Source organism: Actinoplanes sp. CA-030573 (assembly GCF_050951115.1).
Taxonomy (GTDB): domain Bacteria; phylum Actinomycetota; class Actinomycetes; order Mycobacteriales; family Micromonosporaceae; genus Actinoplanes.
On the sequence record NZ_CP192038.1, the window covers coordinates 3,117,293 to 3,141,104 of the forward strand.

Below are 23,812 nucleotides of genomic sequence, written 5' to 3' on the forward strand. Positions count from 1 at the left end.
GGATGGGCACCGTGAGTGATGACATCGAACGTTGTGAGTCCACGGAAGAAGACCGGCGATGATGCGCGGCAGCTGTCGCCCGAGCAGGCCGCTGCGGCCGCGATGGTGGCCGAGGCGAAGGCCCGCGGCCTGGAGTTGACCGGCCCGGACGGCCTGCTGAAATTGTTCACCAAGAACGTCCTCGAGACCGCGTTGAACGAGGAGATGACCGAACACCTCGGTCATGAGAAGAATCAGGCCGAGCCGGGTCGCGAGTCGACGAACGTCCGCAACGGCAGCCGGGGGAAGACGGTGATCTCGGACGCGGCCGGTGAAGTGCAGATCGAGGTGCCGCGGGATCGGGAAGGGACGTTCGAGCCGCAGATCGTGAAGAAACGGCAACGCCGCCTGACCGAGGTCGACGAAGTTGTCCTGTCGTTGTATGCGAAAGGAATGACGACCGGGGAGATCTCCGCGCATTTCGCGGAGATCTACGGGGCGTCGGTGTCGAAGGAAACGATTTCCCGGATCACCGACAAAGTCGTCGCTGAGATGACCGAATGGTCGACCAGGCCACTCGACAGCGTCTACGTCGCTGTGTTCATCGACGCTATCGTCGTGAAGGTTCGCGAGGGTCAGGTCGCCAACCGGCCCATCTACGCGGCCATCGGGGTCACCGTGGACGGCCGCAAGGACGTCCTGGGGCTGTGGGCCGGCTCTGGCGGCGAGGGCGCGAAGTTCTGGATGAGCGTCCTGATCGATCTAAAGAACCGTGGCGTGCGGGATGTTTTCTTCGTCGTCTGCGACGGGCTGAAAGGGCTACCGGACACGGTCGAGGCCGTCTGGCCGGAAGCCGTGGTTCAGACATGCATCATTCATTTGATCCGGAACACTCTCCGTCTGACGTCGCGAGCGGACGCCGACGCGATCAAACGAGATATCCGGCCGATCTACACCGCCGTCAACGCGGACGCCGCGTCGGCCGCACCGGACGACCTGGAAGAGAAATGGGGAACGAAGTACCGGGCGATGATCCGGTTGTGGCGTAACGCGTGGAACGAGTTCATTCCATTCCTCGACTACGACGTCGAGACCCGCCGGGTCATCTGCTCGACGAATGCTATTGAATCGTTGAACGCGCGTTATCGGCGTGCTGTCCGCGCCCGGGGTCATTTCCCGAGCGAGCAGGCCGCGTTGAAGTGCCTGTACCTTGTGACCCGCAGCTTGGACCCGACCGGGGCTGGCCGGGCTCGATGGACGATGCGCTGGAAGCCTGTGCTGAACGCCTTCGCCATCACGTTCGGTGACCGCTGGCCGGCCGCCGAGACCTACTAACCGAAGAGCCGAAAACACCGATCTTGGGAAAGTCCCCATGCGTATGGTGCGTTGCCAGTCCTGTCCGGGTCTGGACGAGTGCCGCGAGCTGGCGGGCGAAGTTTGCGTTGTCGTCGACGACGAGAAGCTCAGCATTCACGCGGTGATCCTTCCGGGAAGCGTTACCGTGAACGTCGTCATGCCGTCACGGGCGTAACAGTTGACCTCGGAACCGGTGTATGTGGCGAGCAGGTCCTGCACTGCCGACAGACCGAGGCCAGTGTGGCCGTCCTTCCCGGTGAAGTGGGGACGGAAGATGCTGTCGGAGAGGTCGACATCGCCGGCCTCGCTGTTCGACACCAGCAGCGAGAAATCCCGCATCCCGGCTTCGGCCCGCACGATGATGTTCCCGCCGTCAGGTACCGGTTCGACGGCATTCTCCATGATGGGCATCAGAACGCAGGCCAGGAAGCTGTTGTGGTATCCGTCAAAGGAGTTCGGTAGGTCGACCGTGACGATGCAGTCTCTCTTATGTTCCGTTCTGAGGACATCGAGGCTTTCCCGTACGAAGCTCGCCAACGACGAGGGCGCCCAGAGCACCTCATGCAGACCCATCCCGCTCGCACGGCGGAATCCGCCCAATGTCGCCTTGCACATCCGCACCGCACCGATGAGGCCGTCGGCGAAGTCCAGGCTCTGCGAATCATCGCTGTTTCGCAGGAGCAGCGCCATGGCCTCGATGTGACCCAGCGGCGTGTTGAGCTGATGACTGATCTGCTGTAGGAGCATCGCCGACCGTCCGACCTCCCGGTCCACGACAGACGCGATTGCGATCGGTACCTCAGCCGCGAGCAGGTCGAACATCGCTTTAAGGACGGAATCGTCGCCGGATCGTCTGACTGCCACGGACATCCGCCGAACGAGGTCATCGGCCTCCTGAGTAGGCTTCTGCACCTCCCGCTTTATTGCCTGGCTGTCCCACGGTGTTTCCGAACCCGGTAGGGAGGCGTCGCGGCCGTCGGAAGGTGTGGTGAGGAGGAAGTCTTGCAGGGCGGCGTGGCGGAACTGGTAGACGGCCCCAGCCCGACGCAGGACCTGCCGGTCCGCGGCGGCTTGTAGCAGCGTGATGAACCGCACCCGGCGCCCGCGGGTCGCCGCCCGGACCTCGGCGATGGCCAGGTCGACCGCCACCTGAGCTCACGAGCCCGACCGTGAGCCCGCCCATCAGCCCGCCCACGAGCCCGACCGCGAGCCCGAACATTAGCCGCCCACGAGCCCTACCACGAGTCCACCCGCGAGCCCGCCTGCGAGCCCGAACACGAGCTGGCGGCGAAGATCGGCACGGTAGGTGTCTTCTGGGCTTGCAGCAAGCATGGTAGGTAGCGGCTTGCTCCGTTCCTCGATGATCGCTGGAAGCGCGCCCGTGAGCCCGCCGACGAGCCCAATTGCGAGCCCGCCGACGAGCCCGAACACGGGCCCGTCTGTGAGCCCGACCGTGAGCCCGACCGTGAGCCCGACCGTGAGCCCGCCAACGAGTGTGGCGGGGGACGGCCGCTGCAAAACGCTCGTCCGCGGCTCAGCCCCCTCGTCACTGCCCACGAGCCCGAACAAGAGCCCCCCGCCAGCCCGCCCGCCAGCCCGAACACAAGGCCGCCCACGAGCCCGAACACGAGCCCACGCATGAGTCGGGTATGGGTGGTCCAGGTGGGGATGTCCCACCAGCGGATGTCGCGGGTGTCGCGCAGGTGTTGGGCGATCCAGGTGAGCCAGTAGATGGCGTGGGCGTGTTCGGTGGGGTCGGGGAAGGCGCGGGCGAGTAGTCGGGTGAACAGGTCCCGGCGTAGGGCGCCGGGGCTGTCGTGGTCGAGCAGGTGGAGCGGGTCGGCGGTGGTGTGGGTGTAGGTGTCGCGGGCCAGGTTCAGCGCGAGGCGGTCGCGCAGGGTGCGGGCGGCGACGCTGTCGGGATGGGTTTTGAGGTGGGCGGTGACCGTCCGCCAGGCGGCGGCGCGTTCGCCGATCTGTTCGTGTAGTAGGAAGGTGCAGGCGTCGGCGAGGGTGACCGGTTGCAGGTTGATGACGGCGGCGTTCCACAGCCGGTGCAGGCCGGTGGCGTGCCGGTATTCTTCGGGGCGGCTGGTCAGCACGACCGGCAGGCCGGCAGCGGCCTGGTCGATGGCGTGCAGGGCAGGCCCGCGCAGCGAGTCGGGCATTTCATCGAGGCCGTCGAGGAAGAGGGCGATCCGGCCGGCCTCCGGCAGGGTGCGGGCGATGGTAGGGCTGGCGTGTCCGGCCAGGCCGGGGTAGTCACGATTGAGGGTGCTCGCGGCCCAGTCGGTCAGCGTTGTGGTAGTGGGGTTCCATCCGCCCGGGGTCAGCCATACCGGTACCGGCTCACCCGCACCATTCCCGCCGTCACGGTGGGCCAGGACGTCGAGCAGCAGTAGCAGCATCGCGGTGGTTTTGCCTGCGCCGGGTCCGCCCCAATATGACCATCCCGGCCGGGGCGGGGAGCTGGTCGTATAGCTGCCAGAGCCGGGTGATCTCTCCGGCGGTCAGCAGGGCCGGCTGGTCGGGGGCGGTCAGGGCTGCGGCGGGGGTGGCGATCTCGGCGCCGGCCCACTGCCAGGACACCAGTGCCGGGGTGGAGGTGGTGATCCGCCGCTCCTTGGCCTGCCTCTGCCAGGCCGACAGGGTCTGCCGCGCCAGATACCACAGCGCCGCGTCCAGTTGCGCGGCGTCGGGGCTGACCGGCGCGGGGAGCTTCGGCCACAACACCAGCACGCCCAAGACCAGCGCGACGATGCCGGCGAGGCCGCCCACCACGTTCGCCTTGTCGACCAGGTTCGAGTCCAGCTTGTCGGCTCCGTACATCCACATCAGCGTGACGGCGCATCCGGCCAACGCGACCGCGATGATCACTTTGCGCATCCGCGGGTTCACAGCCGCCAATTGTGTCGGTCCTGGTGCCCGTCGTTCCACCGGGGGTGGAACACTGGCACGGCCGAAAAGGCCAACGGGCCCCTTGAGCCCTTGGGCCTTCCTGAGTTTGTGCAGGTGAACCCTGCCTCACGTCGGCAGGGCGAGTGTCCGGCAGGCACCGAGGCGGCGATCGCGCGGCTGGTCGCGGGAGAACCTTTGTTATCAGCCAACCCCGGCTCCGCGATCAACTCTCTTTCCAAGAAGCCGGATCCGCGCCTACCGCGCCGACCTCCTCGCGTTCGCCGCCCACCACGACGCGGGTCCCAGCGAGCTGACCGCCGCACCGGTTCGCGCCTATCTGGCCGAGACGGCCAGGCTGGCCCTGGCCACCCGCAAATGCAAGCGTGCCTCGGTCGCGTCGTTCTACCGTTGGTAAGTCCGCCACGAGCTGCTCGACGCCAACCCGATGGACCGCATCGACACTGCCAAGGTCCCCGAGCGGCTGCCCCGCCCGGCCGCCGGCGGAGACGTCGCGAAGGTCCTCGCCGCGATCTCCCCCCGCCGACCACGCAAGGACCTGCCCCTGGACCGGCCGAGCGACCGGATGTTGTTCGAGACGATCTACGTCTGCGGCGTCCGCGCTGGCGAAATCCGCGGCCTACACATCGAGGACGTGGACCTGCGCTTGGACGACGGACACGTGCGCATCACGGCAAGGGCGGCACCCTCCGCACCGGTGCTGCTCGATGACCGCGGATACGTCGCCCTGCTCAAAGCTCTACCTGCAACGTACCGCCGGCTGAGTCGTTCGCAATGTGGCATCCGTACGGCGGCTCTCCAAACACGGAGGGTCGCTCCTGATCAGGTCGTCGACCTCCCGCGGACGAATCCAGTGGCAAAGCAGCGGAGGGGCTGCGCCGAATGGCAGAAGACCGACCTCCGTGGCATTGGATAGCAGCCGGTAAGGCACGTCTCGACGAAGAAACCGACAGATCGATGAGACAAACCCGGCGACAAGTCGATGAGACACCACCGTGAAGCGGCTGGTCAGCGCCCGGCCAACGACACCTCGGATGAGAACCTACAACTCCTGGGCGCTCGCACGGCACCCGCCCGGTGTCACGGACCGTCCCGGCGGGTGTCGCCACCGGCAAAGGGTGGTCCATCCGAGCGGCACCGCGATTGGCTGGGGGAGTTCCTCCATCGCTCCTCCTCTTTACCCCCGTTCGGACGACGCAAGGTGGCCGGCGTTTGCGGGTGGACGTGCCCGCCGTGCCGAGCCCAAGGTCGGTGTGTCGCTCGCGCCTCAAACCGTCTTTGTTGATGATGTTGGAGGTTGCCGGCGCTTTGACGAACGCGCCTGGCGGGGGGAGGGGCGTCGGATTGCTCTGGCGGCCTCGGCGAGTCGGCGTCCAGCTTCGAATCATCGATGTTGACCGCAGCGGTGTCGCCCGGCTGGATACCTCGCCGGAGGTGCACCTTCACCCCGCCGGTCCTGCGCCTCTACTTTCCACCGAACGCGATCAGACCGGCGTCTGTTTTGGCAGCGCACAAGTAATACACGCGGCGGAACTGCCGGATTACGCCGCCAGACAGATTCACTCCATCCGGGAGTGGATCGGCGACTCGCGGTCTGTGTTGTGGTCAACATTTGACCGCGATGACGGCATAGCAGATCACATCGGCCTCGCTGAGCTGCGAGTCGGCAGGTGGCTGCAATTCGGGCCGCCAGCGGATAGTCGAGACCAACCCTGGTGGAAGTAGGTCCAGGCCGTCGACGAAGGCGGCTACTTCCTCGCGTGTACGCGGCTGGAACGGTCCGGCCGTGGAATCGGGCGTGCCAAACTTATCCAAGGCCGCGCGCCGGCTGTCGGGTAGCGGGTCGTAGGTCGCGTGGGTCAACGCGACATGGCTACCTGCTGGCAGCGCCTCGACCAGGTCCCGCACAGCGGCAAGCGCCTCGGCGGTGTCAGGTAGGAAATGCAGTACGGCAGCCAGCAGCAGCCCTATGGGCTGGCTGAAGTCGAGCGTGTCCCGGGCTGCTTCCAAAATCGATCGAGGTTCACACAGATCCCCGTCATGGAATGCGGCTTCACCTTCCGGGCTCACCAGCATCAGCGCCCGGGCATGGACCGCTACAAGCGGGTCGTTGTCGACGTAGACGATCCGCATACGGGGGACGATCTCTTGGGCGATCTCGTGCACGTGGGGGCCGAGCGGCAGCCCGCACCCGATGTCGAGGAACTGCCTGATCCCACGCTCAGCGGCCAGATAGCGCACCATCCGGTCTCGACAGAGCCGATTCTGCGCGACAGCGGCTCTGATCGACGGGAATGCCTGTGCAATCTCGTCGGCGGAGGCCCGATCAGATGCAAAGTTGTCCTTGCCGCCCAGCCAAGCGTTGTACCGGCGAGAGGCCGCCGGCACGGTCGGGTCAAAAGGCTTGGGTACCGAACCGTTCATCAGGTCACCGCCGGAGGCCGAGCGATACGGATGCGGTCGACGAGATTGCCGACCCTCGGAAGGCCTAGCGCGTGCGACCGGGATCGGGGGATGGCCAGCCGCACCCACCACACCACCGCATACGTTCTGTGACGGGAATTCATTGCCTCGCCGAACCCCGCCGACGGGCTCATCCGGGAGGTCTTCGGCTTCTCGCACGTTGCGAGGCCTACGCCGACGGGCCAGCGTTCCACCGTGGCCGACTCACCGGCGGCACGTCCACCGCGACCACACTGGCGGCCCGCACGAAGATCCAATACAGATCGACTGCACGACCGGACTGATCCAGCGCGTAACCGTACACCCGGGCCTAACCCTCGTACGTCGGACGCGAATCCACCGGGATCATTCGAAACGTGATCGCAGCACGGCCGGCGAACAGCATGCTGGCATTGCGGCCTACGTACACCAGATCCCCGGGGTGCGCCGCCGTCGCTGAACACCGCTAACACGCCAGCGGAAGCGGGCTCGGGACGCACCGAGAATTGATCAACTCGAGGTGGCTCGCGCCCGGCTGACGAACAGGCAGACGCAAGCTCCGCGAGAAGATCGCCACCGCGCCCTCACGCCGCCAACATGGGCCGGGAGAATCACACGCCAAGCACCGGCCGGTTCCGCTGGAGGTCACGTGCTCGTCGAGTATGGCATGAGCCTCAATGAGAAGCTGCTCGGCCAATATCGCGTAGCAGATAGGCGCTTCCATTTCCCCTCCCCGCACCGAGTAGCGAACGTCGTTCAACTTTGCAAAGGAACGCGATCGACATTCGGGCCAACCATGACACACCCCTCGTTTCCCCTGGTAAACGGCGATTCGGCTCATTGATTAGGCGACGGTATGATGAGTGAAGGAAGTGCGGAACTGACCGCCAGTACGCGTAGGCGAGGCGAATTCGAGGCGCGGAGAGGGGATCGCATGGCGCGTGGGATGAATACCCTGACTGGCGGTCAGAGTGCGCCTAAGTTTGGCCTGGTTTCGGGTTTCATACTGAGGCTTGCCCGTCAGTCCGCAGGCATGACGCAAGAGAAACTCGCTGAGGTCTTGGGCGTCGACATCACCACAATCCAGGGGTGGGAGTCCGGGCGCAGGCCGCTCTCGGCGGTCAGTGCCGGCGACTTTCTCCGGTTGTGTGGTCGGCTGTCTCGAATGGGGGCACCGGCGTCGACAGGCCGCAACCTCCGTGAAGCGATCGAGGCGGACCACGTGCTGGCGACGGGTATCGCTGCTGGCAATGTCTGGGTGTGTCCCGACAGCCATCCGCTGGCCGCGAGCGTTCACCGGTGGACGATCACCAACCTGATCCTCTGGCCGATCGTGGGAAAGGCACCGCAGCACCTTTCCGAGTTCACGCCCCGTACCGCCCGGCGCGGTCCGATGCCGATGCACCCCACGCTGACCGCGGAGGAACGAAGGCGCTTCCTCGACCATCTGCTCACAGCGGCGGAGCGTGCCAGGCACGCCGACGAGGCGCTGCTGCGTCGACAGGCTGTGTACCTGCTCGGTTTCGACGGCAGGGCGGCGGCGGTCGACTGGCTGCGGACTGAATGGAAACGGGCGGGCGGCCGTCGGCCGAAAGATGGAAACATCACGGAGCTGCTGGAGGCCCGCTCCGCATCGGTTGCCCTGGCGTTGGCCGGCGACAGTACCCACCTCTATGACTTCGTTGGCCACATGACGGGGCAAGCAGCGGAGACAGCAAATTTGAACTACTGGGCGTACTGGATCGGCGAACTCAGCGACGAACAGACGAGCGACCGTTTCATGTTGGATGCCGATATGCGGTCCTGGACTGGTGTCCGTATGCTGCAGCACTTGCTGCCACGGCTAGATCCCACATCACCGCATCTGCCGCTGAACTTGTCGACCATGCACACACTCGTAGCCTCACGCCCATCGCTGCTGAGCGGCCGCCCTGCCACTCGTGCTGCCTTGGCCGAGGTCCTCGATAAGCTCGGATCCAGTAACGCCCTGGTCCGCGTCGAACGCGAGCAGCTCGCAGGGCTCCAGTACGCCATACGCATCGCCGACCGGTAGAGGAGTCCGACCGTGGCAAAGGACGCAGAGGGGCTCGCTGGGTTCGGCTACGAACTCGGACTGCTGAAGCGCGTCCGGCGCTCCGGCTGGTGGCACACGGGTGTACGGGACCCTGAGTCGGTTGCTGAGCACACGATGCGCGCGGCGCAGCTCGCCGCACTTATCGCGGCCGAGGAGGGAGCTGATCCTGCCCGAGCCGCCTTCCTCGCGCTTTGGCATGACAGCCAAGAGACGCGAACTGGCGACCTGCCACACACTGCCACCGCCTACCTGACCAAGCCCGATCCACGCCGGATCACTGCGGACCAGACAGAAAGGCTTCCCGAACGGTCGCGAGAGCTGGTCCGCGGGGCCGTGGACGAGTACGAAGTGCGCGAGACTCTCGAAGCCCGGTGCGCCAAGGACGCAGATAAGCTCGAGATGATGCTACAGGCCGTCGAGTACCGCGATGTTGGGGTGACACGTACCGCCGGCTGGATCGAATCAGCGCGCAAAGACCTTCACCTTGAAACGAGCCGCCGGATCGCTGAAGCTGCGATCGCGATCTCTCCACTCTCATGGCGTGATCGCTGATCAGATGTCCGGCTGGCGAGGGTCAGCTGCTGTGCCGGCTGATGTCCCGGTCCGGTTGGCGGAACACCACCGCGTGGCCGGCCGCGATGAGCCCGTCGATGAACGGCCGCGTTAGGCGCGGGCGAGTCAGAGCTCCCCGAGGAGTACACGACCTACATCAGCTTCGAGAGCGAGGCGCGCAGCGTCCGCAACTACGAGTCGTTGTTCGTGCCCGGCCTGCTCCAAACCGAGGGCTACACCCGTGCCGTGGTCACGGCAGGTCTTCCCTACGCCAGCGACGCGGAGATCCAACAGCGCGTCGAAACTCGCGCTCAGCGGCAGGCGTCCATCACCAAGGACGACCCGCTCAAGCTCTGGGCCATCGTTGACGATGCAGCGTTACGCCGTGAGGTCGGCGGCGCAGAGGTGATGACCGATCAGCTACGGCACCTGCTCGACATGACTCGGCAGCCACACGTCACGTTCCAGATGCTGCCGTACAAGGTCGGCGCGCATCCGGGCATGTAAGGGGCGTTCTCCGTGATGGACTTCCCCGACGCTGCTGATCCTGAACTTGTCTTCGTCGAGAACATGGCTGGCGCGCCGTACCTGGAGAAAGAGGCCGACGTTCGCCGCTACACCGAGATGTTCGACCAACTGCGAGCGGCAGCCCTGAACGTGGCCGATTCGCGAAAGTTCGTCGCTGGCTTGATCGACATAAACTAAGTGTGAGGAGGTGGAAAGGTGACGCTCCAGAATTGGACGCAGCAACGTGGCGCAAGAGCACCCGTAGCGGCGCAAACGGCAACTGCGTGGAAATCGCCCAGCTCACCAACGCCGTTGCGGTGCGTGACAGCAAAGACCCTACGGGGCCGGCGTTGGTCTTCACGCCCGACGAGTGGGCGGCTTTCATCGAGGGAGCCAAAGATGGGGAGTTTGATTGAGGCTGACCAACCGGTCACGTAAGGGCACCCGATCTTCGGACAGGTGCCCTTCGTGCTGAACGCGTGCAATGGCCCTGGCGAAAGAGCCTTTTCGCAGGTGCAGCTAGGCCACCACCTCCGACAGAGGTTCCGGCGTCCCGGCCGACTCTCGACGGTCGCGGGGCCGATCGTGGTCAAGTCCTGTTCTGCCTTGAGGACCTTGAGCAGAAGTGAGGCCCGTTCATTGGACACCCCGTGCCCGGCGTCGCGCATGACGTCGGCAAGGTGATCGTGCGACAGCGACAGGCCCGTCTCGGCGAGCGTGGCGCGGGCCGCCCGTGCCGCCGTGATCAAGTGCGCCACGGTGCGCATGTCGACCGGTGCCCCCGGGTGCCCGGTGGCGCCCGGCGCGGGTGCGGGCGGCGCGTTCGCCGTCGGCTCGGCGGGCCGATCGGCCGGGACGGTCGCGGACGGCGCCGCGTCGTCCCGTCCGCTCGCCCGGCCAGAGGTCCGGCCAGGCCGACCAGGTCCGCAACCAGCCGACCTGCTCAAGGCCAGCATCCAGGCCTAGCAGAGAACGCCCAGCGATACCAACAAGTGCGCCATCCGCTCGGCCCTGAACAACTTCCAGGCCAGCGTCCGCAACCTCGGCGACGCCATGCACAGCACCTGCTGAACGGGCGCGATGCGCGGGCTGCTGCGGCGGCTGGGCTGGTCCGCAACCCGCTGTGCCCCCGGATCGACCGGGCAAAGCCAGGACGAACCCGGTGCTGCTGATAGGTGGCGGCGTGCTGGCCAAGCGTACCGGCCGCAGCACCTCGCGGCCGGTACGCTGGTCACGACCGATGCCCGAGAGTTTCGTCAGGGGCGTCATCATCTGCCACGCGGCGCGCCGCAATTGTCCGCCAGTGCCAGCGTCCATACCGCTCTGCCGAGCTGGCGCCTGAGGGGCGTGGGGATCGGAGACGGCCTACGACAGGTGGTCGCCGAAGACACCCGACTCGTAACTGCGCCGCACCGACGGCCCGCGGCGGAGCCGCGTGGCTCCGCGCCGACGCCCGAATTTGCCGAGGAGAGTGCGTCAGGTGACAACAGGTAGCCCGCTCGGAGATCAGGGTGTTCAGCTACCTCAGAAATCGTAGTGCCTGCGGGTCCAATTTCACACTGGGAGTAGTTGACTGAGGTGTTCTATCCCAGGCTGTCGTAGGGTTGGCCCGGCAGGCGGTTGTTCCAGCGCCTGAGTCCAGCGGCGTCATTCGGCGCAGCCCGCCGGGTAGGTCGACATTCGAGCACAACGCGAGCACACAGCAATGCACGGACGGATCCCCACCTTGCCATGGCCTGATATCGATACATCGCGTGCCCGCGTATGCGTATACGACAGAGAACGAACGACGAGCACGACGTCGGCGGTGCGCGGTCGCGCCGAGGGCACTGTCGCGGCGGACGCGGTGCCTGCCGGGACGCCTGTCCGGACGAGTGCTTCGCGCGTCGGCACATCGACCCGGTGCCCGTTTTGACATAGGCTCGGCGGAATGCTGACGGCCTGGGGGAACGAGTGAGCCGGATCGAGTGGGGCCGTTACGGCGACGATATCGAACATGTCATCGGGATGCTGCTGTGCGCCAGCAACCCCGACGCGCAACTCATTCGGCCGTCACAAGGCGACGGCGGGATCGATGTCTTGGTGCCGGTCGACAGCGACGATCGGCACATCGACGTCTATCAGGTGAAGAGGTTTCACGAGCATCTTGACAGCAGCCAGAAGGGGCAGATTAAGGAGTCCCTACGGCGTCTGGTTTCCTTCACCGCCGACGGTAGTTACCGAGTACGCAACTGGTACGCGACCATGCCGCTGCTGCGCACCAACGAGTACCGCGGCTGGCTCGACGAGATCGCGGCACAAACCGGGGCGAACTTCCGATGCGAGTGGCGCGGGCTGCACTTCATTGACACCCTCGCCGCCGATCACCCAAAAATCATCGACTACTACCTGCGCGATGGCCGCGAACGCCTTGAAGCCAGCATCGCATCGCTAACCGCGCTGCTACGGCAGCGCGACGATGTCCGGTCCGCCTCGGTGGAGGCTCCGTACCAGCCAGCCGAAGCGATGGCCGGGCTGAGCGCCCTTCACACCGCGCTGAATGCCCATGATCCCCATTTCCAGTACGACTTCGAGGTCACCTCGGAACCCCGGGAGATCGGTGAGGAACCCCGGCTCATTGGAGCAGTCCAACGCGAGATCGGTAGTTCCTGGGTCATCATCAAGATCTACGCCGTCTCGCGCCAATTCGTCAGTGAGAGGCCCATCCCGGTCACCTTCACCCTGCACGTTGAGCGGGGAAGCGAGTTGGAGCGCGATATCCGTGACTCCGAACGCTACGGACGTCCGTTCGACGCTCCTGAAGGGTCCGTATTGCACGGCAGCGTGGGCTTTCCCGATGGCCTCGACCAGGACCTCACCGGCGGGTCAGTCAGCATGCGCGTTGCCAGCGCGACCGACCATGGTCTTGATCGGCGTCTGCAGATCCTCGACGGCGCAGGCGCCGTCCTCTGCGAAACCATGATCGACATGGAGCTTTCCACCAGAGGTGCCAGCGGCATCTGGACCAAGGGCCGCGATCGCGGTGGAGCATTCAGCCTGGAAGTCTTCCTGGACCACGAAGCCGGCACAGGCCGGGTCAACTTCGCTCGCCATGACATCACCGGCCGTGTCCCGGCTCGAGTTCTCCCCGGTCTCCGAGTCCTGGCCAACCTCCACCACCCGCACCTTCTGCGATTCGCCTTGCCGTTCGGCGCGGTGACACACCCAGGAATGCCCCTGGAGGGCGACCCCAGCGACACCGAAGGCGAGCATCTGGTGGCGAGGGTCATCGGCGCCCTCGCGCGGATTCAGGAACATGTCACGACGCAGATCCAGATTCCCGACCTGAGCTCGCTCGACTACAGCGACGCCATCCGCCTCATCGAGGACGCCGATCTACTTGACGGGGCACAGAAGACCGTGCGCTGGACCCAGCTCGTCACCCATCTGCACCCCGGTAAGGAACTCGAAATCTCCGACCAGCCGTTTGCCGTCCTGCTTCGCCAGCCCGTGGAGCTGTGGATCAACGGTATCCGCGTTGAGCTCGGGATCCGGCAGACCTACGTAGCGGCCGCCGAGTACGACCTCGACGCCAGCCCCATCCCGCACGACGACCACTTCGATGCGGTCATCGTTCCGCATCAGGACTCGCCGGCTATCCTTCGCCACTTCTCCCCAGCGGAAGTCGCAGCTGCGGAAGCTGGATAATCGACGAGCAGGCACCCACATCCGCCTGGCCGAATCTCACACATAGATAGCCGCGGCATCGCCCGCCTACTCGAGTTCCCGATGGTAGTAGTACATCGGCTCGGCAGCGCCCGGCCCAGTGTTTGTGAAGACGTGCGCCTTGTAGGACCGGCGGGCGTCGGTGCCTTCGACGTCCACACACGGCTCCATCGTGTTGGCGCCCACGAGATCCGCCTTTGTCTTGGCGGAGTCAGCCGGCAACGCACCTACCAGCTCACCAGCCGCGCCAGGTTCCCTGAACCTGTGGCCGATCTCGCCGCAGGGCAAGGTCTGGGATAAGGAGGACATCGACTGGGGGATCCGCCAGCACCGCCACGAGCCCGACTGACACCTACGTCCGACCCAAGCCTCCGGCACCGCCATACAGCACATCGTTACGACGCACGGTCATGCCGATGGTAGTGCGCTCACCCCCGCTAGCGGAGCGTCCTAAGTTAATAGGCTAGAGACAAACTCAAGACCGGGCGGCTCAATTTTGAGGCAATGGCCAACTCGAATAGAATCCACCGTGATTGTAAGCTGGCAGTGCTTGCAATCAGCAGTACGCAATTTGCACCCGCCAGTCCTGATATGATCTGATCATCCAGGTCCTTACCGAGATCTAGCCGCTCGTCCTCGATTCAGTACCGTTGACGTTACTGTCGCATCAAGGAGACGATGCGATTAGTGGCACTCTTGTCCTGCCATGAGTAGCTTATAAAGATCACGGCAACGCCTTAAAGCTCCTAACACGATCTCTACGCAGTCCAGTTGATCAGTCGCCGCCAGCAAATTAGGGCGCAGGCGAGGCTGACCAGGCTGTCGTGGATGTCGAGGCGTCGTTCCCAGCGCACGGCCAGCCGGCGGAACTGGTGCAGCAGCGCGAAACTCTGTTCGACGACGTAGCGCAGCTTGCCCAGGCCCTTCACGCCAGTGCTCTTGCGCTTGGGGATGATCGGCTCGATGCCACGTCTGCGGCAGGCGTGCCGGAACGCTTCGCTGTCGTAGCCCTTGTCGGCCAGCAGCGTGTCGAACCGGCGCCGCGGCCGGCCAGGGCTGATGCGTAGCAGCCCGACACCGTGTGAGCGGGCGCTGTCCAGAGCCCAAGCCCGTCGGCCTGATCCGCGTCCACTGGTTTGCTGTTCAGCCCATGCCAGCAAAGTGGCAGCGCCCTCGGCGGTGGCCGCCACGGTCAACTCGGCGACCACGGTCCCGACCGGTGTGAGTACCGCAGCGGTGTGCGTGTCGGTGTGGGTGTCCACACCGATGACCGCGTCGATGCGGTCGGCCAAACGTTCTGCCAGGATGGGTGGCACGGACTCTCCTCTGCACGGGGCGACGTTCGGACGGCGTCGGCCCGGGAGACGATCACCCGGCGGCATATCTGTGATGAGTCACGCTCTGGGCTGCAGACCCTCAGCGGACAGGCTTCTGATCAAGCCAGCAAGGTGGGCCGGGTCGGCGCCGTTAACCCACGAGGACGAGTCAGGTGAATGGCACACCGTCGTGGCCAGATCTGCGATGAGTCACTCGTCGATCACCAGCGACGAAACCTACCGAAACCGATCTCTCCCGGAACCGGCACACCTATAGAAGCGTCAGATGGTACTTCGAGCCGGGCTTGCCGCGGATGACCGGCGACGGGCCTGTTCCGGCACCCCTTTTTCGCGTCGATGTGACTGCCATCGATCGCGGCGCGGGACCAGTCGATGCGGTTCGCGGCGTTCAGCCGGTCTAGCAGGATCTGGTGCAGCTGGTCGAACACGCCCGCGTCGGTCCACCGTTTCAGCCGCCGCCAGCAGGTCATCCCGGAGCCGAACCCGAGTTCCTGGGGCAGGTCCTCCCAGCCGATCCCGGTGTGCAGCACGAACAGGATGCCCTGCAGACAGTGCCGGTCCGGGACCGGCCGCGGTCCCGGCGCCTTGTCCGGCCAGGGCGGCAGCAACGGCTCGATCGCCGCCCACAACTGGTCATCAACGATCCACGCCTTGCTCACGCCTGAGCAGAACGAGCCTCACCATCGCCAGGTAGGGGTGATCTCGTCGATGTCGATCAAGCAGATCGTGTTAGGAGCATTTATCGAGCCTGAACCGACCTTCCTCATTGTCAGGTACGACAGTGACGTCTGGAACAAACTCGATCGCCTCGGCTGTGGTCCAGCCTCGCCGTTCGGTAGTCATCTGCAACACGCACCCACCCGGAACCGCCAGCGCCTTGGTGCTCTTCTTCCAGTCGTCACCTTGTACCTTGAATAGCAACTTCAATTTGATCGGGATTTCCGAAAACCTCAATGGAACTGCCCTGTCGCTCTGCCACATTGACTGCGTCTTCGGTGTCGGCCACCAAGGGTCCTAGACCTATTGACCCACCGGGAGCGTTGACTTCAACTTCGGAACCGGCGGCAACTCTGGCACCAAATGCTTTAACGACGCCAATCAGCAGACCGCGGAAGACAAGACCAAGGATCAAGATCACTGCCCACGGGAAGTAGCCCTCGAAGGCGGCTAGAAAGTCCTTCATCGCTAGCCTCGCGCCTTCAGTAAGGGCGGCCGGCGGCGGGGTAGGGAAAGCGAAAGTGCCTTCTGATCTGGGATGATTTGGCTTGTCTAGAGTCAAGATCGTCCCGCACGGAAGGCACTTTCAGAGTGCAGGGCACTCGAACGCGTCCGAAGATCATCGTTGCTGGTGGCGGTCGCGGTGTGGTCGGTCATGCCGGCGCTCGTTTGCTGACCGATCTCGCTGACAAGACCGGGTTGACCAGTGGCTTTGTTCAAGCGCTCGGGCTGGACCGGGTGCGGCGTCCGACGCATGAGCCGGGCCGCGTCGCGGTTGATCTGGCGGTGCTGTCGGCCGACGGTGGCGAGGCCATGGCGGATTTGGCGGTGCTGCGTCAGCAGAGTGGCCTGTTCGGGCGCGTGGCGTCGGATCCGACGGCGTGGCGGGTCCTCGACGCGATCGATGTCGCGGCGCTGACCCGCTTGCGGGCGGCTCGCGCCGCGGCGCGGGAGCTGGCCTGGATGCAGCTGCTCGAGACACGCCGGTCGTTGCCGGCGACCACGGTCCTCGGGCGGGCGCTGCCCGGGTTCGTGCTGGACATCGACGCAACGATTGTGCTGGCGCACTCGGAGAAGGAAGCGGCGGCGCCGACCTGGAAACACACGTTCGGGTTCCACCCGCTGCTGTGTTTCCTCGACGCTACCGGCGAGGCCCTGGCCGGACTTCTGCGTTCGGGTAACGCCGGAAGTAACACTGCCACCGATCACGTCACCGTTCTGGATCAAGCCCTTACGCAGATTCCCGAGCAGCACCGTTATGGCAGCCCGATCCTTGTCCGATCCGATTCGGCGGGCAGCAGCTACGAGTTCCTCGCTCACCTCCACAGCATGCGCGAGTATGGCGTTCACACGCAGTTCTCGGTCGGGGTCGCGATCACCACGCCGATCCGGGCTGCGATCACCGCCGCCGACGATTGGGTGGCGGCGCGCGACGGCGACGCCAGCCTGCGTGACGGCGCGGAACTGGTCGAGCTCACCGACTATCTCGACCCAGCCGTGCTGGCCTCGTTCCCGGCCGGCACCCGGCTGATCTGCCGCCGGGAACGCCCCCGCCCCGGCGCGCAACTGTCACTGTTCGACCAGGTCAACGGGATGTCCCACCAAGTCTTCGCGACCGACACACCGCACGGTGGTGCCTCGATTCAGTTCCTGGAGGTCCGGCACCGCTGCCATGCCCGGGTCGAGGACCGCATCCGCACCGGCAAAACGACCGGCTTCGGCCGGTTCCCGTCGCGGCAGTTCGCGATCAACACCGCCTGGCTGGAACTCGCCCTGACCGGCATCGACCTGCTCAGCTGGACCCAGCACCTGCTACTGGACGGCAGCCTGGCCAGCGCCGAGCCGAAGAAGCTGCGATACCGGCTGCTGCACGTCGCCGCGAAACTGAGCCGCACCGCCCGCACCACCACTATGCGCATCGCCGCCGACTGGCCCTGGACCGACGACCTCATCCGAGCCCTCGAACGCCTCGCCGCGCTCCCCGAACCCGTTACCTGACAATGAATCCGCCGCCTCAACGACCAGGACCCACGGAGAAAACCAGCCTCCGGCCGGGCGACACCGCCTGCCCAACCACCACCATCACCAGCCACGACCGCCACGACCGCAACCCCGAGCAAACAACGGCGCTTAATGAAAGACGGAGGCTACCGTAGGTGTATGAGCCAGCCCAGCGGCTTTGACGTGGATGTCACCCGCCTGGCCGATCTTTCCCAGCAGCTGGTCAGCAGGCGGCGAAAATGGGCGACTCAACCGCGGCGTAAGCGCGGCTCGATGCCACTATCCGATCAATGACTGCTCTCGGAAACGCCAGACTGCCCGGCGCAACAATTCAGGTAGCGTGACTGAGCACAGGCGGATACCTCCTTGGCGGGGACTATCGGGCGTTCAGGTAAAGGTTGTTGACGGAGTATGCGGCGATGCCGACGCCGACGATGAGGATCGCGGCGGCGGTGGCGGTCGGCAGCCGGTGGGTGAGGACTCCGGCGAACCGGCCGGACCCGGCGCGGCGCAGGTGATGGCCCCAGCGGGCGAGGGCGAGGCCGATGCCGGTCAGGACGGTGGCGAGGCCGATTCCGTAGGTGAGCACGAGCAGGACTCCGTACCAGGCCCGGCCGAGTGCGGCGGCGCCGAGCAGGACGACTACCGCTGAGGGACTCGGTGACAGACCGCCGGCGAAGCCCATCGCCAGCACGGTGCGCATGTGGAAGGGTTCGTCGGCCGGGGGCAGCGCATGGGTGTGCGGTACACCGCCGTGCGAATGGACCTCCCCCGAGGCATGGTCGTGACGGTGGGAATGCCGATGATTGTCGGCGTGAGCGTGAGCGTGAGCGTGAACGTGGTCGTGGCCGGGAGCGCCGCTGTGGGCGTGCGCATGGTTGTGGTCGCCAGGATGCAGGAGGCCGCCGGAATCGGGGGCGGCGGCTCGCCGGCGGGCGTTCGCCAAGGCTCGGCGCAGCAGCTGGGCTCCGACCAGCGCGACGAGAACGCCGCTGGCCAGGCGCAGCCATTCGTAGAGGTGTTCCGGGGCCAGTTGCAGCGAGGTCGCGAGGATGACGCCCAGTACCAGCACGCCGGCGGTGTGCGTGGCCGCCACCGTCGCCGCGACGGTCAACGCGTGCGAGATTCGTCCGCGGGCGCCGACCAGGTAGGCGGCCATGATGGTCTTGCCGTGCCCGGGTGCGGCGGCGTGCGCGCCGCCGAGCACGAAGGCGACCAGCACGGCGAGTACGCCGACGCCCCAGGTGAGCTGGGGATGGCCGATCAGCTCGGTGAACCATCGTGTGAAACGGTCGACGCCGCGGGCCTGCACGGCGAGGTTCTGCTCGCCGGCGAACATCGGAGCGGGCGGGCCGCCGTGCCGGACGGTCAGGGCGGCGGCGCGTACATCTTGGGTCGGGGCGCCTGGGGGGTACGCGGTGAGTCGCGCGCTGACGCTGCGGGCCGGCACGCTCGAGCTGGTCAACGTGTACCGGTCGCCGACCGCGGTGATCTCGCGCCAGCCGATCCGGTCGGCCAGGTAGCTCTGCTCGAAGGCGATGTCGGTCCCGTCGCGGATCGTCCCGTCGGCGTGCAAGGCGCATTGCAAGCGGAGGGTTGTCAGGCCGCCGGCGCCGGGCGGGAAGGAGAGCCCGGACGGTCCGCCCCGGACGGGGACGTCTTGTCCGTCGAAGCGGACGGTGGTGGCGGCGACGACGCTGCGGCACGTCCCGGCGGTGTAGGCGTCGAGTTCTTGCCGGCTGTCCCGTCCGTCGCCGTCAGTGTCGATCTCATCGTGCTTCGCCTGGTAGGCCGGCAGCTCGGCGAGGTCGAGCACGTAGTCGACGTCGACGCCCTCGGAGGTGACCCGCAGGCCGGCGTACTGGTTGGTGGTGAAGTTGCCGAGGGGGTGCGCCTCAGCGGGCGTTCCCGTCGCAAGCAGCGCTATGCCCGTCACCAGCAGGGCCGCTCCGATTCGCAGTGGGTTCACCGGGCGAGCTCCGCCCGGGCGATCGGTGCGTAGCGCAGCGAGAAGTACGGGTTGATGCGCAGCGCCTCGGCCAGGTCGGCCTGCCCGCCCGTACGGTCGCCGAGGGCCAGGCGAATGACGCCGCGGTAGTAGTAGGCCTTGGCGTCGCGGGTGTGCAGTCGTAGCCCTCGATCGGCGTGGCCGAGCGCTGCGCGGTCGTCCCCGGCGGCGTGCAGGGCCCAGGCATAGGCCGTCTCGACACTGATCGACGGCCGGACGGCGAACAGCGCCCGCCCCTTCGCGACGGCTTTTGCCGGGTCGCCGTGGTCGGCGTAGAACAGGATCAGGTCGATGTCGGTTGCCGCCGGTGCGGTCAGGTCGGTCAACCGGTCACTCACCCGTACCAGCTCGTCGGTTCGTGCGGCGCCGACGTGGTCGCCCGAGGCGGTGAGCACGTCGGAGAGGGTGGCGAGGTGGTCGACCGTCGGCAGGGTGGCCGTCGCCGCGCGCAGGTCGGCGAGAGCGCCGGGCAGATCACCGCGTGCCGCTTTCACCTTCGCCCGGTCGGCGAGCAGCGCCGGCTGGCCGGGCTGGCGGGCGAGGCCGTCGGCGAAACGCGCCTCGGCTGTCTTGAGGTCGCCGGCGCCCCACGCCAGCTCGCCCAGATGCTGCAGCGCGAACGCGGTGTCGCCTTGGTCGGCGGCGACCTCGAGCGCGCGCTGCATCAGCTCCTTCGCCCGGGCCAGGTCGCCGGCCAGCTCGAACAGGTACGAGGCTCGGCCGAACGATCCGGTGTCGGGGCGCAGATCGATCATGTGCTGGACGGCCGCCCGCGCCTCGGGATAGCGGCCGAGCTCGACGTAGGCGTCGGTGAGAACGCCGTACGCGTCGGCCGAGTACGCGTCGGCGGCCACGGCCCGGCGGGCGTATCGCAGGGCGTCGCCAAACTGGTGCCGGGCCGCGGCGAGCGCGCCGAGCCCGGTCAGGGCGGCGGCGTTGCCGCGGGGCTGCTCGGCGAGCGATCGGTAGAGCGCCGCCTGGGCCTGCGGGTAGTGCGCTGGGTCGAACCCGATCCGGGCCAGTTGGACGTGGGCCATGCCCAGGCTCGCCCAGGCGTTCCAGTCGCCGGGGACGCGATCGAGGTGGGCGACGGTGCGCCGGACGTAGTTGTCGAGGTCGTTGTGGGGCGACGCCGGGGTTACGACGGTCGCCGCCGGTGACTCGTGATACCGCAGCGGCCCGAGAAGGACACCGCACCCGAGCACGGCGGCCGCCGCCCCCGCCACCACAAGGGCCGGATGGCCCCACCGTCGCCTCATGCGCAGCCCTCTCGACATCGCTCAGATCCGCCGGAAACACGGTAAACACTTTTCGGCTGTGACTTTCCTGATAAACACGGATTTGGCCTGATCGTCGACGACGTCTTGTCAGCCGCGGTGAGCGGCATCGAATCGTTCAAACACGGGAGCACCATGAAGCTTGATGTCGCAGCTACCCGACGACGGCGACTACTCGCCGTCGCCGCCGTCGCAGTCACTGCGGCGGGCGCGAACGCCCTTGCTCCGGTCCAGGGCGTGGCGTCCTCGCACCGCGAGGCTCCGCTGATCGCGGACACCCCGAAACTCGACAACACCGACCTCTACGCGTTCGTCAGCCCGGACGCCCCCAACACGGCGACGATCATCGCCAACTGGCAGCCGTTCGAGGAGCCGAACGGCGGCCCCAACTTCTATCCGTTCGCTACCGAGACCGCCCACGACATCAACATCGACAACAACGGCGACGGCAAAGCGGACATCATCTACCGCTGGACGTTCAGCACGACACGCCAGCACCTCGACACGTTCCTGTACAACACCGGACCGGTCACCTCGATCAGCGACACCGACCTGAACGTCCGGCAGAAGTACACGCTGCAGCGCATCACCGCGGCCGGAACCGCGACGCTGCTGAAGAACGCGCCCACCGCGCCGTCGTTCACCGGCAAGGCGTCGATGCCGAACTACAGCGTCCTCGCCCGCTCGGCCATCATGACCTTCGCGGGCGGTAAGGCCAAGACGTTCGCCGGGCAGGCCGACGACCCGTTCTTCGCCGACCTGCGGGTCTTCGACCTGCTCTACGGCGGCGACCTGTCCGAGGTCGGCCAGGACACCCTGAAGGGCTACAACGTCAACACCATCGCCCTGCAGGTTCCGCGCACCGACCTGGCGTTGCACAGCAACTATGCCGCCAACCCGGTGATCGGCATCTGGAGCACCACCTCGCGCTACGGCGCCAGCATGAGCGGCAAGCCGGCTACCTGGCAGCAGGTGTCCCGCCTCGGGAACCCGCTGGTCAACGAGGCCGTCATCCCGTTGGGCAGGAAGAACGAGTTCAACGCGACCAAGCCGCAGGACGACGCGAAGTTCCTGCCCTACGTGAGTACGCCCGAGCTGCCCAAGCTGATGTCGGCGATCTACCACATCCCGGCACCGGCCAAGCCCCGCAACGACCTCATCGAGGTGTTCCTGACCGGCGTCTGCAAGGCCTGCGGCCCGGTCCAGGCCGACCTCAACTCGCAGAAGCTCAACCGCGACGTCAAGGCCTCGGCGTTCAAACCGGCCGAGGAACTGCGGCTCAACCTGCGAGTCCCGCCGACCGGCTCGCCCAACCGGCTCGGTGTGATCGGCGGTGACCTCGCCGGTTTCCCGAACGGCCGCCGGCTCACCGACGACGTCCTCGACATCACCGTGCAGGCGGCCGAGGGCGTCCTGCAGTCCGGGCAGCCGGCGGCAGTCGACACCCTCGGCGACGGCGTCGACGCCAACGACCACCCGTTCGAGACGGAATTCCCGTACATCGCGTGGCCGAATATGCAGAGCGTCAACCAGTCCTGAGGGGCAACAACAGCAACGACGCGGCCAATGGAGAACCCGACCATCGGCCGCGTCCTGCTATACCGCGTCGGACTTCCCGCATGCTGAACGGAGCGAATTGATGGACGCCGTGCTTTCCGGGACGGCCGCCTACTTCCTCCGGCGGAAGTTGGCCGAGCCAGGGCGAGCGATGCGACCGATATCAGGTCATGGTGACCTTGGCGTCCAGCGGCAGCGTGCGGGTGGGTGAACGCGGGGCGGGTTCGACGGTGACGCCCACGCCGGAGGCACCCGGCAGACCGTCGACTATCTGCACGATGGCGGATTGGCCCGCGGCGAGCGTGCCAGCTGGGGACGGCGTGCCGGCGCGGATCGTCCACAGCTGATATACCCGGCCGGCCGGTGGAGCGCCGGTCGCGGCTAGCATGATTACACCGGCGTCGGTGAGCCGCGAACTCGCCTCCTTGACGTGGCCGCCGGTGGCGAGCCGCTGTTCGCGCACGACGAGGTCCGGTGCGGCGAGGACGGCGTGGACCCGGGACTCGCTCGCCCGCGCGGCTTCGGCGAGCTGGCGCTGGTGGCCGATTCGCTGATCCTGCACCGCGTAGACCGCCGTGCAGGTGCAGGTGCAGGTGCAGGTGCCGGCTGCCGCGACCAGCGCGGCCGCCGCGACCAGCCGCATCCGGCGTGGCGGTCGTGCCCCGGCCGGCGGAGCGGGCGGTTCGGCCGGCGGAGGCTGCCGGGTGTCGGCGACGGCGGTCATGACGGACTCGCGTAACCGGGGCGGCGGGGAAGACCAGGCTCCGTCGGCCAGACGTGCCGCCACCTCGCGCAGCTCGGCGATCTCGTTTCCGCAGTCCTCGCACTCCCGCAGGTGCCGCTCGAACGCGATGCGTTCGAGGTCGTCGACCGCGTCCAGCGCGTACGCACCGACCAGGGAATGCACGTTCGCGATCACCATCCCCGGACGTCGACACCGCCGACCTCGATGAACTGAACGGCATCCTCCGCGCAGCCCGGCTCCTGCGCGGCGAGAAGGTCGAGGTCACCTGGACCGAGGTCACCATGACCCTCGGCACCCCCGAACATCTCCCGCCCGCCGAAGCACCCGAGGCCGCCCTGCTGCTCGTGCAGCCGATGACAGTCAGCATCAACGGAGAGACCATCGACCTCAACGCCGAACGATGGGTCTTCTACACCAGCGCCGAACTCGCCGACCCGATCACCGCCCAGAACGCGGAGCTAGGCGCCGAGATCCGGCTCGTCCCTGCGTCCAACAACACCGCCGTCCTCGTCGCCACGACCTCATCCTGAAGCCCCAGCCCGAAACGCGGGAACAAGCGCTGACGGGTCCACCGGGTTCAAGTCCCGACGGTTCCACCGGGTTCGAGTCTCGACCGATTATCAAAATTTCTGCGTGCCG

General features: G+C 66.5%; 18 protein-coding genes and 2 pseudogenes. 10 read left to right on the forward strand and 10 right to left on the reverse strand.

The window, feature by feature from the left end:
• Positions 1-18 precede the first annotated feature (18 nt).
• Positions 19-1,314 (forward strand): IS256 family transposase, encoded by a 1,296-nt coding sequence (locus ACQP2F_RS14540; RefSeq protein WP_433304288.1) that lies wholly within the window; start codon positions 19-21, stop codon positions 1,312-1,314.
• 135 nt (positions 1,315-1,449) lie between these two features.
• On the opposite strand, the gene ACQP2F_RS14545 is transcribed toward ACQP2F_RS14540, so the two are convergent.
• The 3 genes from ACQP2F_RS14545 to ACQP2F_RS14555 all read right to left on the reverse strand — a co-directional run bounded on the left by ACQP2F_RS14545 (position 1,450) and on the right by ACQP2F_RS14555 (position 4,221).
• Positions 1,450-2,484 carry a sensor histidine kinase gene (locus ACQP2F_RS14545; RefSeq protein WP_433304290.1) on the reverse strand — a complete coding sequence of 345 codons (1,035 nt, stop codon included), beginning with the start codon at positions 2,482-2,484 and terminating at the stop codon, positions 1,450-1,452.
• A gap of 86 nt (positions 2,485-2,570) precedes the next feature.
• Positions 2,571-3,743 (reverse strand): hypothetical protein, encoded by a 1,173-nt coding sequence (locus tag ACQP2F_RS14550; RefSeq protein ID WP_433304291.1) that lies wholly within the window; start codon positions 3,741-3,743, stop codon positions 2,571-2,573.
• A complete protein-coding gene (locus ACQP2F_RS14555) occupies positions 3,706-4,221 on the reverse strand; it encodes a hypothetical protein (RefSeq protein WP_433304293.1) in 516 nt (171 codons plus the stop codon). Before ACQP2F_RS14555 ends, ACQP2F_RS14550 begins: the two co-directional genes overlap by 38 nt.
• A gap of 457 nt (positions 4,222-4,678) precedes the next feature.
• Here ACQP2F_RS14555 and ACQP2F_RS14560 point away from each other — a divergent pair, with 457 nt between their 5' ends.
• Positions 4,679-5,167 (forward strand): hypothetical protein, encoded by a 489-nt coding sequence (locus ACQP2F_RS14560; protein WP_433304295.1) that lies wholly within the window; start codon positions 4,679-4,681, stop codon positions 5,165-5,167.
• 689 nt (positions 5,168-5,856) lie between these two features.
• Here ACQP2F_RS14560 and ACQP2F_RS14565 read toward each other — a convergent pair.
• Positions 5,857-6,675 carry an SAM-dependent methyltransferase gene (locus ACQP2F_RS14565; protein ID WP_433304297.1) on the reverse strand — a complete coding sequence of 273 codons (819 nt, stop codon included), beginning with the start codon at positions 6,673-6,675 and terminating at the stop codon, positions 5,857-5,859.
• 1,051 nt (positions 6,676-7,726) lie between these two features.
• Between ACQP2F_RS14565 and ACQP2F_RS14570 the strand changes: the two genes are divergently transcribed.
• The 5 genes and pseudogenes from ACQP2F_RS14570 to ACQP2F_RS14590 all read left to right on the forward strand — a co-directional run bounded on the left by ACQP2F_RS14570 (position 7,727) and on the right by ACQP2F_RS14590 (position 13,513).
• A complete protein-coding gene (locus ACQP2F_RS14570; protein ID WP_433304299.1) occupies positions 7,727-8,746 on the forward strand; it encodes a helix-turn-helix domain-containing protein in 1,020 nt (339 codons plus the stop codon).
• 12 nt (positions 8,747-8,758) lie between these two features.
• Entirely contained in the window at positions 8,759-9,319 is a 561-nt protein-coding gene (locus ACQP2F_RS14575; RefSeq protein WP_433304301.1) for an HD domain-containing protein, read from the forward strand.
• 207 nt (positions 9,320-9,526) lie between these two features.
• Positions 9,527-10,024, forward strand: a pseudogene (locus ACQP2F_RS14580) (DUF5753 domain-containing protein).
• 32 nt (positions 10,025-10,056) lie between these two features.
• Positions 10,057-10,242 carry a DUF397 domain-containing protein gene (locus ACQP2F_RS14585; protein WP_433304303.1) on the forward strand — a complete coding sequence of 62 codons (186 nt, stop codon included), beginning with the start codon at positions 10,057-10,059 and terminating at the stop codon, positions 10,240-10,242.
• A 1,537-nt stretch (positions 10,243-11,779) separates the two neighbouring features.
• Positions 11,780-13,513, forward strand: coding sequence for a hypothetical protein (locus tag ACQP2F_RS14590; RefSeq protein ID WP_433304305.1), 1,734 nt, complete (start codon positions 11,780-11,782; stop codon positions 13,511-13,513).
• Positions 13,514-14,289: 776 nt separating this feature from the next.
• Here the strand turns inward: ACQP2F_RS14590 and ACQP2F_RS14595 are convergent.
• The 3 genes and pseudogenes from ACQP2F_RS14595 to ACQP2F_RS14605 form a co-directional block, all read right to left on the reverse strand.
• Positions 14,290-14,847 (reverse strand): transposase, encoded by a 558-nt coding sequence (locus tag ACQP2F_RS14595; RefSeq protein ID WP_433304307.1) that lies wholly within the window; start codon positions 14,845-14,847, stop codon positions 14,290-14,292.
• Between the two features lie 283 nt (positions 14,848-15,130).
• Positions 15,131-15,512 (reverse strand): annotated as a pseudogene (locus ACQP2F_RS14600) (transposase); the annotation flags it as partial.
• A 254-nt stretch (positions 15,513-15,766) separates the two neighbouring features.
• Entirely contained in the window at positions 15,767-16,051 is a 285-nt protein-coding gene (locus ACQP2F_RS14605) for a hypothetical protein (RefSeq protein ID WP_433304309.1), read from the reverse strand.
• 125 nt (positions 16,052-16,176) lie between these two features.
• Between ACQP2F_RS14605 and ACQP2F_RS14610 the strand changes: the two genes are divergently transcribed.
• Positions 16,177-17,583, forward strand: coding sequence for an IS1380 family transposase (locus ACQP2F_RS14610; protein WP_433304311.1), 1,407 nt, complete (start codon positions 16,177-16,179; stop codon positions 17,581-17,583).
• A 379-nt stretch (positions 17,584-17,962) separates the two neighbouring features.
• Here the strand turns inward: ACQP2F_RS14610 and ACQP2F_RS14615 are convergent, their stop codons facing one another.
• Together ACQP2F_RS14615 and ACQP2F_RS14620 are read right to left on the reverse strand one after the other, a co-directional pair.
• Complete coding sequence (locus ACQP2F_RS14615; RefSeq protein WP_433304313.1) at positions 17,963-19,555, reverse strand: nickel/cobalt transporter; 1,593 nt, start codon at positions 19,553-19,555, stop codon at positions 17,963-17,965.
• The gene (locus ACQP2F_RS14620) at positions 19,552-20,853 is read right to left on the reverse strand and encodes a tetratricopeptide repeat protein (protein WP_433304315.1); all 1,302 of its coding nucleotides are present in this window, start codon (positions 20,851-20,853) and stop codon (positions 19,552-19,554) included. The genes ACQP2F_RS14615 and ACQP2F_RS14620 overlap by 4 nt, the downstream gene beginning before the upstream one ends.
• 255 nt (positions 20,854-21,108) lie before the next feature.
• On the opposite strand from ACQP2F_RS14620, the gene ACQP2F_RS14625 reads away from it, so the two are divergent.
• Entirely contained in the window at positions 21,109-22,410 is a 1,302-nt protein-coding gene (locus ACQP2F_RS14625) for a DUF4331 domain-containing protein (RefSeq protein ID WP_433304317.1), read from the forward strand.
• Positions 22,411-22,591: 181 nt separating this feature from the next.
• Here the strand turns inward: ACQP2F_RS14625 and ACQP2F_RS14630 are convergent, their stop codons facing one another.
• Positions 22,592-23,350, reverse strand: a complete 759-nt coding sequence (locus ACQP2F_RS14630; protein WP_433304319.1) for an anti-sigma factor domain-containing protein — start codon at positions 23,348-23,350, stop codon at positions 22,592-22,594.
• A gap of 104 nt (positions 23,351-23,454) precedes the next feature.
• Here ACQP2F_RS14630 and ACQP2F_RS14635 point away from each other — a divergent pair, with 104 nt between their 5' ends.
• The gene (locus ACQP2F_RS14635; RefSeq protein WP_433304321.1) at positions 23,455-23,703 is read left to right on the forward strand and encodes a hypothetical protein; all 249 of its coding nucleotides are present in this window, start codon (positions 23,455-23,457) and stop codon (positions 23,701-23,703) included.
• The last annotated feature ends 109 nt before the right edge of the window (positions 23,704-23,812 follow it).